The sequence below is a fragment of the Achromobacter marplatensis genome (genome assembly GCF_049060505.1).
GTDB lineage: Bacteria > Pseudomonadota > Gammaproteobacteria > Burkholderiales > Burkholderiaceae_B > Achromobacter > Achromobacter marplatensis_A.
The window spans coordinates 227,053-239,567 of the sequence record NZ_JBMGRB010000004.1 but is presented as its reverse complement, the minus strand read 5'-3'; the positions used below and the strand labels follow the sequence as shown (position 1 = coordinate 239,567).

Below are 12,515 nucleotides of genomic sequence, written 5' to 3'. Positions count from 1 at the left end.
GGTTATTCTCCTTCAGGCGCCGGAGCAGCGTCCGCCTTGCGGGGACCACCACGACCACGACCACCCGGACGACCGGTGCGAGCACCGTCCGGACGATCACCACGCGGAGCGCGGCGCGGACGACGTTCTTCTTCGCGCGGGGCAGCGGTTTCCGGCGGCAATTCGCCGTTAGCCAGCATGTCGCCCTTGTAGACCCAGACCTTGATGCCAATCACGCCATACGTGGTGTGGGCTTCGGAGGTGCCGTAGTCGATGTTGGCCTTGAGGGTGTGCAGCGGCACACGGCCTTCGCGATACCACTCGGTGCGGGCAATTTCGATACCGTTCAGACGGCCGGCGCTCATGATCTTGATGCCTTGGGCACCCAGACGCATTGCGTTCTGCATCGCGCGCTTCATTGCGCGACGGAACATGATGCGCTTCTCGAGCTGTTGCGAGATCGAGTCGGCAATCAGTTGAGCATCGGTTTCCGGCTTGCGGATTTCTTCGATGTTGACGTGCACGGGCACGCCCATCAGACGCTGCAGATCAGCCTTCAGGCTTTCGATGTCTTCGCCGCGCTTGCCGATCACCACGCCCGGACGAGCCGAGTAGACGGTGATGCGGGCATTCTTGGCCGGACGCTCGATGATCACGCGACCAACGGAGGCGCTCTTGAGCTTCTTTTTGAGGTACTCGCGAACGCGAATGTCTTCGGCAAGCATCGTGCCGAAGGCCTTGTCGTCGGCGAACCAACGCGAGGACCAATTACGGGTGACCGCGAGACGGAACCCAGTGGGGTGAATTTTCTGACCCATCGTGACTCCTTAAGCTCCGACCTTGACCGTGATATGGCAGGTCTGCTTCTCGATACGGTTGCCGCGGCCCTTGGCGCGAGCGGAGAAGCGCTTCATCGACTGAGCCTTGTCCACAAAAATCGTGGTGACTTTCAGTTCGTCGATATCTGCGCCGTCGTTGTGCTCGGCGTTGGCGATGGCGGACTCGACAGCCTTCTTCAGGATGACGGCAGCCTTCTTCGGCGAGAAGGTGAGGATCTCCAGCGCACGGCCGACCTTCTGACCGCGGATCAAGTCCGCAACCAGACGGGTCTTCTGTGCCGAGATATGCACCCCACGGATAATGGCAGTAGTTTCCATCGCTTACCTCTTCGCCTTCTTGTCCGCAGCGTGGCCCTTGAACGTACGGGTCAGCGCGAACTCGCCCAGCTTGTGACCGACCATGTTCTCGTTGATGTACACGGGGACATGCTGCTTGCCGTTGTGCACAGCGATCGTCAGACCGATGAACTCGGGCAGGATCGTGGAACGACGCGACCAGGTCTTGATCGGCTTCTTGTCTTTGCCCGCGACGGCCGTGTCCACCTTTTTGATCAGGTGAGCATCGACAAACGGGCCTTTCTTGATCGAACGTGACATAGTGTTCGCCTCTTACTTGCGCTTGCGCCGTTGGACGATCATATTGTTCGTCCGCTTGTTGCGACGGGTCTTGAAACCCTTCGCCGGAGTGCCCCACGGGCTGACCGGTTCGCGTGCTTCACCGGTACGGCCTTCACCGCCACCGTGCGGGTGGTCCACCGGGTTCATGGCAACGCCACGGACCGTCGGGCGGATACCACGCCAACGCATTGCACCGGCCTTGCCGATTTGGCGCAGGCTGTGTTCTTCGTTACCGACTTCACCAATGGTGGCGCGGCATTCGATGTGCACACGGCGGACTTCACCCGAGCGCAGACGAACCTGAGCGTAGATGCCTTCGCGAGCCAGCAGGACGGCGGAAGCGCCAGCCGAGCGGACCATCTGAGCACCCTTGCCAGGCAGCATTTCGACGCAGTGAATCGTCGTACCCACCGGGATGTTGCGGATCGGCAGGGTGTTGCCGGCGCGGATCGGGGCTTCGATGCCCGACAGCACAGTGGCACCCACTTCCAGACCACGCGGAGCGATGATGTAACGACGTTCGCCGTCGGCGTAGCACAGCAGAGCGATGTGCGCCGTACGGTTGGGGTCATATTCCAGACGCTCAACCTTCGCCGGGATACCGTCCTTGTCACGACGGAAGTCGACCAAGCGGTAGTGCTGCTTGTGACCGCCGCCACGATGGCGGATCGTGATGTGACCGTTGTTGTTACGGCCAGAACCACGGGTCTTCTTTTCCAGCAGCGGCGCGTAGGGCTCACCCTTGTGCAGGTTGGGGCTAACAACCTTCACCATGCCACGGCGGCCGGCCGAAGTCGGTTTAACTTTTACGAGGGCCATTTACTTCACCTCCGCAAAGTCGATTTCCTGGCCGTCCTTGAGCGACACGTAAGCCTTGCGCTCATTACGGCGACGGCCAACGAATCGGCCAAAGCGCTTGACTTTGCCCTTACGGTTGAGGACCTGCACGGACTCGACCTGCACCTTGAAGAGCAGTTCGACGGCAGCCTTGATTTCCGGCTTGGTAGCGTCAGCCACGACACGGAAAGCGACTTGCTGATTCTTCTCAGCGACGAACGTGGCCTTTTCGGTCACGATCGGAGCCAGAATGACTTGCATCAAGCGTTCAGCGTTCATCCCAGCATCTCCTCGAGTTGAGCGATGGCCGGCTTGGTGATCAGCACTTTCTTGTAGTGGACCAGCGACAACGGATCGGCATAACGGGGCTCGACAACAGCAACGTGCGGCAGGTTGCGGGTGGCGAGGTAAACATTCTCATCAACGCTGTCGGTGATGATCAGGACCGAGTCCAGGCCCAGGCTCTTCAGCTTTGCAGCTGCGTCCTTGGTCTTGGGCGATTCCAGATCGAACGATTCGACAACAGCGATGCGGTCTTCGCGAGCCAGTTGCGACAGAATCGAACGGATCCCGGCGCGGTACATCTTCTTGTTGACCTTCTGGCTGAAGTTCTCTTCGGGCGAGTTCGGGAAAATCCGACCACCGCCACGCCACAGCGGCGACGAAGTCATACCAGCGCGTGCGCGGCCGGTACCCTTCTGGCGCCAGGGCTTCTTGGTCGAGTGCTTAACTTCGGCACGATCCTTCTGAGCGCGGTTGCCGGCACGGGCATTGGCTTGGAAAGCCACCACGATCTGATGAATCAGCGCTTCGTTGAAGTCACGGCCGAAGATCGTATCGGGCGCGCTGAACGTAGCAGCGGCCTGACCTTGGTCGTTCAGGAGCTTGAGATCCATTTACTTACGCTCCCTTCTTGGCCGGGGCCTTGATGGCCGGGCGCACGACGATGTCGGCGCCAGCGTGGCCGGGGACAGCGCCCTTGACCAGCAGCAGGCCGCGCTCAACGTCAACGCGAACGACGTCGAGGTTTTGAACGGTGCGGGTGACATCACCCAGGTGACCAGCCATGCGCTTACCCGGGAAAATACGGCCCGGATCTTGTGCTTGACCAATCGAGCCAGGAACGCGGTGCGAACGGGAGTTACCGTGCGAAGCGCGTTGCGAACCGAAGTGGTGACGCTTGATGGTACCGGCGAAGCCTTTACCAATGGTCGTGCCCGTCACGTCGACCTGTTGGCCGGCTTCGAACACGGATTCCACGGCGATCACGGAACCGGCCGCAAATTCAGCGGCGCGAGCGGGATCAAGGCGGAATTCTTTAAGGATGCTACCGGCTTCAACGCCGGCTTTGGCGTAGTGGCCCGTTTGCGGCTGAACCACACGCGAGGCACGACGAGTGCCATAAGTCACTTGGATCGCGGCGTAGCCGTCGGTTTCCTGCGACTTAACCTGGGTCACGCGGTTGTTCGACACGTCCAGCACGGTCACCGGGATGGATTCACCTTCCTCGGTAAAAATGCGGGTCATGCCGACCTTGCGACCCACCAGCCCCAGCCGATGAGCGGCGGGCGTGGGTGTCGAATTCGACATCGTTTTCTCCATTCCCGACTGCGATTGGTCGGGGCTAATCGGGCAAAAGGTAACGGCCTTTGCCCTACGACTATGTTCAACCTGGGTCGAGGAGTAATTTGGGGGGATCAGTTGGGTTTTAGCCCATCCCGCCATCCCGTTCCCATAGTCAGTCTTGCCACAAAATGGCAAGCTTGGCATATTAGCATGTTTTTTCCAGTCAGCACAAGCACTTAGCCCGCTTGGGCTGTGTGCGGTGGGGCGGTTTTGCCACACTGCCGCGACGCGCCTTCCGCCCTCATGGAAACCAGCCCCCGCCGGGACAGTAAGCGCCCGCTAACTTACGGGCAGCCGGGCAGCAGCCTCAGCGTGCTTTCCAGACGCAGTCGCCGCCATGCCATGCGGCGCTGAAAAACAAAATGGCCGCACTCCCTGGGGAATACGGCCATTTTTTTGAACCTGCCGGCGAAGGTAGCAGGTCCGGTACGCCTTACTGCAGCGCGATTTCGACGTCGACGCCGGCCGGCAGGTCCAGACGCATCAGAGCGTCAACGGTCTTGTCGGTGGGATCAACGATGTCCATCAAGCGCTGATGGGTGCGGATTTCGAACTGGTCGCGCGACGTCTTGTTGACGTGCGGCGAGCGCAGGACGTCATAGCGACGGATACGCGTGGGCAGCGGCACCGGGCCGCGGACAACGGCGCCGGTACGCTTGGCGGTGTCGACGATTTCAGCGGCCGATTGATCGATCAGCTTGTAATCGAAGGCTTTCAAGCGGATACGGATCTTTTGGTTTTTCATGGCGTTTCCTAAAGAACGAGAGGCGAAGGCGACGAGGCGCCCTCGCTGGTTGTTTGCTGCTTAAGTGATCCGAATTACTTCAGGATCTTGGCGACGACGCCGGCGCCGACGGTACGACCGCCTTCACGGATGGCGAAACGCAGGCCTTCTTCCATGGCGATCGGAGCCAACAGCTTGACCGTCATGGCCACGTTGTCGCCCGGCAGAACCATTTCCTTGTCGGCCGGCAGCTCGATCGTGCCCGTCACGTCCGTCGTGCGGAAGTAGAACTGGGGACGATAGCCTTGGAAGAACGGCGTGTGACGGCCGCCTTCTTCCTTGGACAGGATGTACACCTCGGACGTGAAGTCCGTGTGCGGCGTGATCGAGCCCGGCTTGGCCAGAACTTGGCCACGCTGGACGTCTTCACGCTTGGTGCCGCGCAGCAAAATGCCCACGTTGTCGCCAGCTTGACCTTGGTCGAGCAGCTTGCGGAACATTTCAACGCCCGTGCAAGTCGTCTTGACCGTCGGCACCAGGCCCACGATTTCGATTTCTTCGCCGACCTTGACGATGCCGCGTTCGATGCGGCCCGTCACCACCGTGCCACGACCCGAGATCGAGAACACGTCTTCAACCGGCATCAGGAACGCGCCGTCAACAGCACGCTCAGGCGTCGGGATGTACGAATCCAGCGCATCGGCCAGAGCCATGATGGCCTGTTCGCCCAGTTCGCCCTTGTCGCCTTCCAGCGCCAGCTTGGCAGAACCCTTGACGATCGGGGTGTCATCACCCGGGAAGTCGTACTTCGACAGCAGTTCGCGAACTTCCATTTCCACCAGCTCGAGCAGCTCGGCGTCGTCAACCATGTCAGCCTTGTTCAGGAAGACGATGATGTACGGCACGCCAACTTGGCGGCTCAGCAGGATGTGTTCACGCGTTTGCGGCATCGGGCCGTCAGCGGCCGACACAACCAGGATCGCGCCGTCCATTTGCGCGGCGCCCGTGATCATGTTCTTCACATAGTCAGCGTGGCCCGGGCAGTCAACGTGCGCGTAGTGACGCGCTGCCGTTTCGTACTCGACGTGGGCGGTGTTGATCGTGATGCCGCGAGCCTTTTCTTCAGGAGTCGCATCGATCTGGTCGTAGCCCTTGGCTTCGCCACCGAACTTGTTCGACAGAACGGTCGTGATAGCTGCCGTCAACGTCGTTTTGCCGTGGTCAACGTGACCAATCGTACCCACGTTCACGTGCGGCTTGGTACGTTCAAACTTGCCTTTTGCCATGATCTCTATCCTTTAACTTTCAAGGAAACTTGAATCTGCCAGGCCGCCCGGATGAGCGGACCTGGCTAGGGTTATTTACTTGGCCCGAGCGGCGATGACTTCGTCAGCGACGTTCTTGGGAGCCTCGGAGTAATGCTTGAATTCCATCGTGTACGTGGCACGACCTTGCGTCAGCGAACGCAGGTTCGTGGCGTAACCGAACATCTCGGCCAGGGGCACTTCAGCCTTGATGGTCTTGCCGCCGCCGACCATGTCGTCCATGCCTTGGACCATGCCGCGACGCGAGGACAGATCGCCCATCACGGTACCAGCGTAGTCTTCCGGCGTTTCGACTTCAACGGCCATCATCGGTTCCAGCAGCACGGGGCTGGCCTTGCGCAGACCTTCCTTGAATGCCATGGAGCCGGCCATCTTGAACGCGTTTTCGTTCGAGTCCACATCGTGGTACGAACCGAAGAACAGCGTGACCTTGACGTCGACGATCGGGTAGCCAGCCAACACGCCCGAAGGCAGCGTTTCCTGGATGCCCTTGTCCACCGCGGGGATGTATTCGCGAGGAACCACACCGCCCTTGATGGCGTCCACGAATTCGAAACCACCGCCAGGAGGCAACGGCTCGACCTTCAGCACCACGTGGCCGTACTGGCCGCGGCCGCCCGACTGCTTGACGAACTTGCCTTCAACTTCGTCGCAGGTCTTGCGGATGGTTTCACGGTAGGCCACTTGCGGCTTGCCGACGTTGGCTTCAACGCCGAACTCGCGCTTCATGCGGTCGACCAGAATTTCCAGGTGAAGCTCGCCCATGCCGGAAATGATGGTTTGGCCGGATTCTTCGTCGCTGCGCACGCGGAACGACGGATCTTCCTGAGCCAGACGCGACAGCGCCAGACCCATCTTTTCCTGGTCAGCCTTCGACTTCGGTTCCACGGCCTGCGAAATCACGGGCTCGGGGAAAATCATGCGTTCGAGCAGGATGTGGGAGTCGATGTCGCACAGCGTTTCGCCGGTGGTCACGTCTTTCAGACCCACCACGGCGGCGATGTCGCCTGCCAACACTTCCTTGATTTCTTCGCGGTTGTTCGCGTGCATCTGCAGAATGCGGCCGATACGTTCCTTCTTGCCCTTGATGGGGTTGTAGACCGTATCGCCCGACTTCAGGACGCCCGAGTAAACGCGCACGAAGGTCAATTGACCCACGAACGGATCGCTCATCAGCTTGAATGCCAGAGCCGAGAACTTCTCGCTGTCGTCAGCCGAGCGCTTGACGGGATTGCCGTCATCGTCCATGCCGTCGACCGGGGGAATGTCCACGGGCGAAGGCAGGTAGTCGATGACCGCATCCAGCATGCGCTGCACGCCCTTGTTCTTGAAGGCGGTGCCGCACAGCATCGGCTGGATTTCGCCAGCGATGGTGCGTTGGCGGATGGCCAGGTTGATTTCTTCTTCGTCCAAGGAACCCGTTTCCAGGTACTTGTTCATCAGCTCTTCCGACGATTCAGCGGCAGCTTCAACCAGCTTTTCGCGCCATTCGTTGGCCAGGCCTTCCAGCTCGGCCGGAATGTCGTGGTAGTCGAACTTGATGCCTTGGCTGGCTTCGTCCCAAATGATCGCCTTCATCTTGACCAGGTCGACCACGCCTTGGAACGTGTCTTCGGCACCGATCGGGATCACGATCGGCACGGGATTGGCGCGCAGGCGGTTCTTCAACTGGTCATAGACCTTGAAGAAGTTTGCGCCGGTGCGGTCCATCTTGTTGACGAAGGCCAGACGCGGCACGCCGTACTTGTTGGCTTGGCGCCACACGGTTTCGGACTGGGGCTGAACGCCGCCCACTGCGCAGTAGACCATGCAAGCACCGTCCAGGACGCGCATGGAACGTTCCACCTCGATGGTGAAGTCCACGTGCCCCGGGGTGTCGATGATGTTGATGCGGTGTTCGGGATAGTTCTTTGCCATGCCACGCCAAAACGCCGTCGTAGCTGCCGACGTAATGGTGATGCCACGCTCTTGCTCTTGTTCCATCCAGTCCATGGTGGCTGCGCCATCATGCACTTCGCCAATCTTGTGATTGACGCCGGTATAGAACAGGATACGTTCGGTCGTGGTGGTCTTCCCTGCATCGATGTGCGCAGAGATACCAATGTTGCGATAGCGCTCGATCGGGGTTTTGCGGGCCATGGTGGATTAGTCCTTAAATTACCAGCGGAAATGGCTGAAGGCCTTGTTGGCCTCTGCCATCTTGTGCGTGTCTTCGCGCTTCTTCATCGCGGCGCCACGACCTTCGGAGGCGTCGATCAGTTCGCCAGCAAGACGCAGATCCATCGACTTTTCGCCACGCTTCTTAGCGGCTTCACGGAGCCAACGCATAGCCAGGGCCAGGCGGCGCACGGGGCGCACTTCAACCGGCACTTGGTAGTTGGCACCGCCAACGCGGCGGCTCTTCACTTCGACGATCGGCTTGATGTTGTTGATCGCCAGGCTGAAAACTTCGATCGGCTCTTTGCCGGTCTTGGTTTGCACTTGCTCGAGGGCGCCATAGACGATGCGCTCGGCGACGGCCTTCTTGCCGTCCAGCATGACGACGTTCATGAACTTGGCGAGTTCGACGCTGCCGAACTTGGGATCGGGCAGAATCTCGCGCTTGGGTACTTCGCGACGACGGGGCATTGTTGCTTCCTTGTGTCTGTTCAGTTGAACCGTGTTTCATTACACGGCCATGGCCGCCCATTGGGACGACCCCTTACGTGCCGCGCTCCATCCCAGAAACCGGAGGGCGCGGTCGCACTTCCCTAGTGACGGACTTCCGCCACGCGGGGGTACTGCTGACTCGTTATTAAGCCTTCTTCGGGCGCTTGGCGCCGTACTTCGAGCGGGCTTGCTTACGATCCTTGACGCCTTGCAGGTCGAGGGAACCGCGCACGATGTGATAACGCACACCGGGCAAGTCCTTCACACGACCGCCACGCACCAGAACCACCGAGTGCTCTTGCAGGTTGTGGCCTTCACCGCCGATGTACGAAATGACTTCGTAACCGTTGGTCAGACGCACTTTGGCAACCTTGCGCAGAGCGGAGTTCGGCTTCTTGGGGGTGGTGGTGTACACGCGAGTGCACACGCCGCGGCGTTGCGGGCAGTTTTCGAGCGCGGGGCTCTTGCTTTTGATGATGCTGACTTCGCGCGGCTTGCGCACGAGTTGGCTAATGGTAGGCATGACCTTTGAAATCCCTTTTACGTACCACTGGTAAGTACTTACGTACTCGTCTCCAGAAGAGTGTCTTTCGGAGAAGGCAGTTCGCGCAAAACCGCCTCAAACGTTCATATACGTAAAAGAGCGGGCTTGCCAACAAACTATGACAAACGCACAAAACTGGATGCCTCGGGGGCAGTCGGACCGATGGACCCAAAATAAAAGGCTCGTGACGCACCTTGATTTCGGACCCTGGACTGTTTACCCTTTAGCGTACAGATTTTGCGCGCGAAATAAAGCAGTAAGCCCTTTAGCATAACTGAGATCAAGGGGTACTGTCAAAGAAATTTGTAAACACCGCAGCGCGGCGCGCCGGCAGCAAGATGGCGGCAAGATGGTGGCGCGAAGGCAACGAGTTCGGTGCCGGTCGTGAAAAATGGGGCCATGTAGGCGGCGCCGCTTGTGGGCCGCTTGTGGGCCGCTGACCAGAATGCGGCCCAATCCTGCCCCCAATTTCGCCCGGATCGGCGGGGTGGCTAGGGGTAAGTCCCACTACACGAGCGCGTGTCCGGCAGTTTACCTGCGAGACGGGGCTACTGGTCGGCGAATAGGTAACCGCTGCCGTATACGGTACGAATCGGAAGCATGACGCCCGCCAATTCCGCCTTGCGGCGCAGACGACTGACGATTACATCGATGCTGCGCGAACCGCTGGCGCGCACGCCGCCTCCCTCCACCCGGAGTTCGTCGCCCAGCTCGGACCGGCCCACCGCCCTGCCCGCCACTTCGAGTAGCGACCGCACGATCAGGCGCTCGTTTGCCGACAGCGAAATCGCGGCGCCCGACGGTGCGACCAGCGTCCAGCCTTGATCCCGCAATTCCCATTGGCCACTGACCGTCTCGTCCGACACGGGATTTTCCTGGGCGGCGGGCAGCCGACGGGCCAGTGCCAGCAAAATGCAGGCGAGTTCACGCGGATCCTGGGGATCGGTCAAGCAAGCATCGGCGCCGCTTTGCAGGCAGCGCAGGCGGCTGTCCACGGACATGCCGCGGCCGGAGACGACGATCCCCATGGAAGACGAGCCATGCAGCCGGGCGACCAGGGCATAGCCGATTTCGCCCAGCGTCCCAACATCCAGGACGACGGCATCGTAGATACCGCTATTGAGCAATCCGAACAGCTCAAGAGACGTCGAGCAGCCACGAGCGGAGATCCCGGCCTGCAGCAGCGCGGACACAGCGGCGTTACGGGCCGCCTCGTCCGGCGACATCATAAGTATGCGCAATTGATTCATAGCTAATTTCCACCTCTAACCCAAAATCGCTCCATGTTGCTGAAATGTGACAGCGAGGCGTGGGGCAATTGAGACAGTGTGGCGTCTTGTTACGCAACAACTCCAGTCAAGATTCGTTAACTTTGCAATGTTTGACAGTTCTTTCCACAACGTAGCCAGCCACAGCGCCGCCCGAGTTATCATTCGATTACATACATCCGCTCCCCCTCTTGCAGTAGGGCGCCATAGGGCGCGCTTGCGTAGCAAACCCTCGCGAGAACACGTTTGATGAAAATCGCGTCGCTGGAAGACGACCTCGATCAAGCCCGGCGCATCCAGCAAGTGCTGGCTGCCGCGGGTTACACCTGCACCAGCTATCACCAGAGCCGTGACTTGCTGGCCGCACTGCGCACCGAGAACTTCGACCTGGTGCTGCTGGACTGGCATTTGCCGGATATCGACGGCGACGATGTGGTGCGCTGGCTGCGTGCCAATATCGGCCCGCGCGTGCCCGTCATTTTCCTGACGAACCGGTCTAGCGAAGACGACCTGGTGGAAGGGCTGCGTGCCGGCGCCGACGACTACATCGTCAAGCCTCTGCGACCGCTGGAGTTGCTGGCCCGCGTCGCGGCGTTGCTGCGCCGCAGCCAGATCGCCGAACCGGCCAACGACGCGTTCGACGTTGCCAACTACCGCGTCGAGCCAGCCGCACGCGTCATCTCGCTGAACGGCGCCGCGGTCAGTCTGGCGCCAAAAGAATTCGAGCTGGCGCTGCTGTTCTTTCGCAACCAGGGCCGCCTTATGTCGCGCGACGTCCTGGCGGAATGCGTCTGGAACCGGGAAATTCCCGCAACCTCGCGCACGCTGGACACGCATCTGTCGAACATCCGGCAGAAGCTGCAGCTACGCCCTGAGAACGGTGTGCGCCTTACTTCTTCCTACGCCCTGGGCTACCGGCTGGAGCTGATCGGCGCGTCGGAAGACACCCCGGCGCGCCCGTCGTAGCCGCCTTGCGCGCATCCCTGGAGAACAGATCGCTATGAGCCGCTGCCGCGCGCTTTCTTTGCTTGCCTTGCTTTCCTGTGCGCTGACGGCACCTGTCCATGGCCAGCCTGCCGGAGCCCTGGGTGATGACTTCATCTATCGCGTCCGCCAGGGCGACACCCTGATCGATCTGGCCACGCGATACACACGCAACCAGGCCAACTGGGCGCCGCTGCAGACGTTGAACAAAATCACCGCCCCGGAACTGCTGCCCATCGGACTGGAATTGCGCATCCCTTTGGCGATGATCCCGGAACGCGCCGCCGAGGCGCGGGTGCTGCACGTCAGCGGCCAAGCCAATATGAACGGCAAGCCGTTGCAGCAGGGCCAGAGCCTTTCCGAAGGCAGCACCGTGGTGACGGCGCCCAATGGCTTCGTCACGCTGGAGTTGGCCGACGGATCCAAGCTCACCTTGCCCGCGGGCGGGTCGGTCGAACTGGCGCGCTTGCGTCAATTCGAGGGCACGGCGCTGACGGACTCCGTCATCCATGTGCAGCGCGGCAGCGTTGAATCCTCCGTCGCCCCCACCGGCCAAGGCGTAGGCCGCTTTGAAGTGCGCACCCCAGTCGCCGTGACGGGTGTGCGCGGCACGCGTTTCCGCGTGCAAAGCGGCCCCGGTGGCGTGCATAGCGAAGTGCTGGAGGGCAGCGTGCGCCTGCAACCGCATGCCCCAGGGACCTCACCTGCCAAACCGGTTGCCGTGACACGCGGCTACGGCGCCGCCGTGCGCCACGACGGTAGTGTGTCGGGCGTGCGCGAATTGCTGGCCGCTCCGCAGCTCTCCCCCCCCGAACGGTCGGGCGGCGTCTGGACCAGTGCCTTCCCCCCCGTGACCGGCGCGCAAAGCTACTTGGTGCGTGTTTCACGCGATGCGGACGGTGCGCTGCCCGTATCGTCGGTCGCCTTCCCGACAAACACGATCCGTTTCACCGCCCCCGGCCCCGGCACGTACTACGTATCGGTGCGCGCCATCGATGACCTTGGCCTCAACGGCCAGGATGCGGTGGCGACGTTCGAAGGCGCAAATCAGCTGATGACGCCCTATGGCTTGGGGGTCGGCAGCGGTTCGGGCGAACCCATCATATTGACCGAATACTAGGG

The 12,515-nt window shown here is 60.8% G+C and carries 15 protein-coding genes; 2 read left to right on the top strand and 13 right to left on the bottom strand.

Annotated features, from left to right (window positions below; genetic code table 11):
- Nucleotides 1–2: 2 nt before the first annotated feature.
- The 13 genes from rpsC to ACI0FO_RS12080 form a co-directional block, all read right to left on the bottom strand.
- The gene (gene rpsC / locus ACI0FO_RS12140) at nucleotides 3–797 is read right to left on the bottom strand and encodes a 30S ribosomal protein S3 (RefSeq protein WP_006227022.1); all 795 of its coding nucleotides are present in this window, start codon (nucleotides 795–797) and stop codon (nucleotides 3–5) included.
- 9 nt (nucleotides 798–806) lie between these two features.
- Nucleotides 807–1,136 carry a 50S ribosomal protein L22 gene (gene rplV / locus ACI0FO_RS12135; protein WP_006227021.1) on the bottom strand — a complete coding sequence of 110 codons (330 nt, stop codon included), beginning with the start codon at nucleotides 1,134–1,136 and terminating at the stop codon, nucleotides 807–809.
- A gap of 3 nt (nucleotides 1,137–1,139) precedes the next feature.
- Complete coding sequence (gene rpsS / locus ACI0FO_RS12130; protein WP_006216555.1) at nucleotides 1,140–1,415, bottom strand: 30S ribosomal protein S19; 276 nt, start codon at nucleotides 1,413–1,415, stop codon at nucleotides 1,140–1,142.
- A gap of 12 nt (nucleotides 1,416–1,427) precedes the next feature.
- Nucleotides 1,428–2,255 (bottom strand): 50S ribosomal protein L2, encoded by an 828-nt coding sequence (gene rplB / locus ACI0FO_RS12125; RefSeq protein ID WP_006227020.1) that lies wholly within the window; start codon nucleotides 2,253–2,255, stop codon nucleotides 1,428–1,430.
- Complete coding sequence (gene rplW, locus ACI0FO_RS12120) at nucleotides 2,256–2,552, bottom strand: 50S ribosomal protein L23 (protein ID WP_006216557.1); 297 nt, start codon at nucleotides 2,550–2,552, stop codon at nucleotides 2,256–2,258.
- Complete coding sequence (rplD, locus tag ACI0FO_RS12115) at nucleotides 2,549–3,169, bottom strand: 50S ribosomal protein L4 (RefSeq protein ID WP_105555697.1); 621 nt, start codon at nucleotides 3,167–3,169, stop codon at nucleotides 2,549–2,551. The genes rplW and rplD overlap by 4 nt, the downstream gene beginning before the upstream one ends.
- A gap of 4 nt (nucleotides 3,170–3,173) precedes the next feature.
- On the bottom strand, nucleotides 3,174–3,863 hold the full coding sequence (gene rplC / locus ACI0FO_RS12110) for a 50S ribosomal protein L3 (RefSeq protein ID WP_169270130.1): 690 nt from the start codon (nucleotides 3,861–3,863) through the stop codon (nucleotides 3,174–3,176).
- Nucleotides 3,864–4,332: 469 nt separating this feature from the next.
- Entirely contained in the window at nucleotides 4,333–4,644 is a 312-nt protein-coding gene (gene rpsJ, locus ACI0FO_RS12105; RefSeq protein ID WP_003806903.1) for a 30S ribosomal protein S10, read from the bottom strand.
- Nucleotides 4,645–4,718: 74 nt separating this feature from the next.
- Nucleotides 4,719–5,909, bottom strand: a complete 1,191-nt coding sequence (gene tuf / locus ACI0FO_RS12100; RefSeq protein ID WP_183017046.1) for an elongation factor Tu — start codon at nucleotides 5,907–5,909, stop codon at nucleotides 4,719–4,721.
- A 75-nt stretch (nucleotides 5,910–5,984) separates the two neighbouring features.
- Nucleotides 5,985–8,087, bottom strand: coding sequence for an elongation factor G (gene fusA, locus ACI0FO_RS12095; RefSeq protein WP_183017056.1), 2,103 nt, complete (start codon nucleotides 8,085–8,087; stop codon nucleotides 5,985–5,987).
- Nucleotides 8,088–8,105: 18 nt separating this feature from the next.
- Nucleotides 8,106–8,576 (bottom strand): 30S ribosomal protein S7, encoded by a 471-nt coding sequence (rpsG, locus tag ACI0FO_RS12090; protein ID WP_006216561.1) that lies wholly within the window; start codon nucleotides 8,574–8,576, stop codon nucleotides 8,106–8,108.
- Nucleotides 8,577–8,742: 166 nt separating this feature from the next.
- The gene (gene rpsL / locus ACI0FO_RS12085) at nucleotides 8,743–9,120 is read right to left on the bottom strand and encodes a 30S ribosomal protein S12 (RefSeq protein ID WP_005017264.1); all 378 of its coding nucleotides are present in this window, start codon (nucleotides 9,118–9,120) and stop codon (nucleotides 8,743–8,745) included.
- A gap of 569 nt (nucleotides 9,121–9,689) precedes the next feature.
- On the bottom strand, nucleotides 9,690–10,391 hold the full coding sequence (locus ACI0FO_RS12080; protein ID WP_416026938.1) for a response regulator transcription factor: 702 nt from the start codon (nucleotides 10,389–10,391) through the stop codon (nucleotides 9,690–9,692).
- A gap of 267 nt (nucleotides 10,392–10,658) precedes the next feature.
- Between ACI0FO_RS12080 and ACI0FO_RS12075 the strand changes: the two genes are divergently transcribed.
- Together ACI0FO_RS12075 and ACI0FO_RS12070 are read left to right on the top strand one after the other, a co-directional pair.
- Nucleotides 10,659–11,375, top strand: a complete 717-nt coding sequence (locus ACI0FO_RS12075; protein ID WP_416026936.1) for a response regulator transcription factor — start codon at nucleotides 10,659–10,661, stop codon at nucleotides 11,373–11,375.
- Between the two features lie 34 nt (nucleotides 11,376–11,409).
- The gene (locus ACI0FO_RS12070; protein WP_416026935.1) at nucleotides 11,410–12,513 is read left to right on the top strand and encodes a FecR domain-containing protein; all 1,104 of its coding nucleotides are present in this window, start codon (nucleotides 11,410–11,412) and stop codon (nucleotides 12,511–12,513) included.
- The last annotated feature ends 2 nt before the right edge of the window (nucleotides 12,514–12,515 follow it).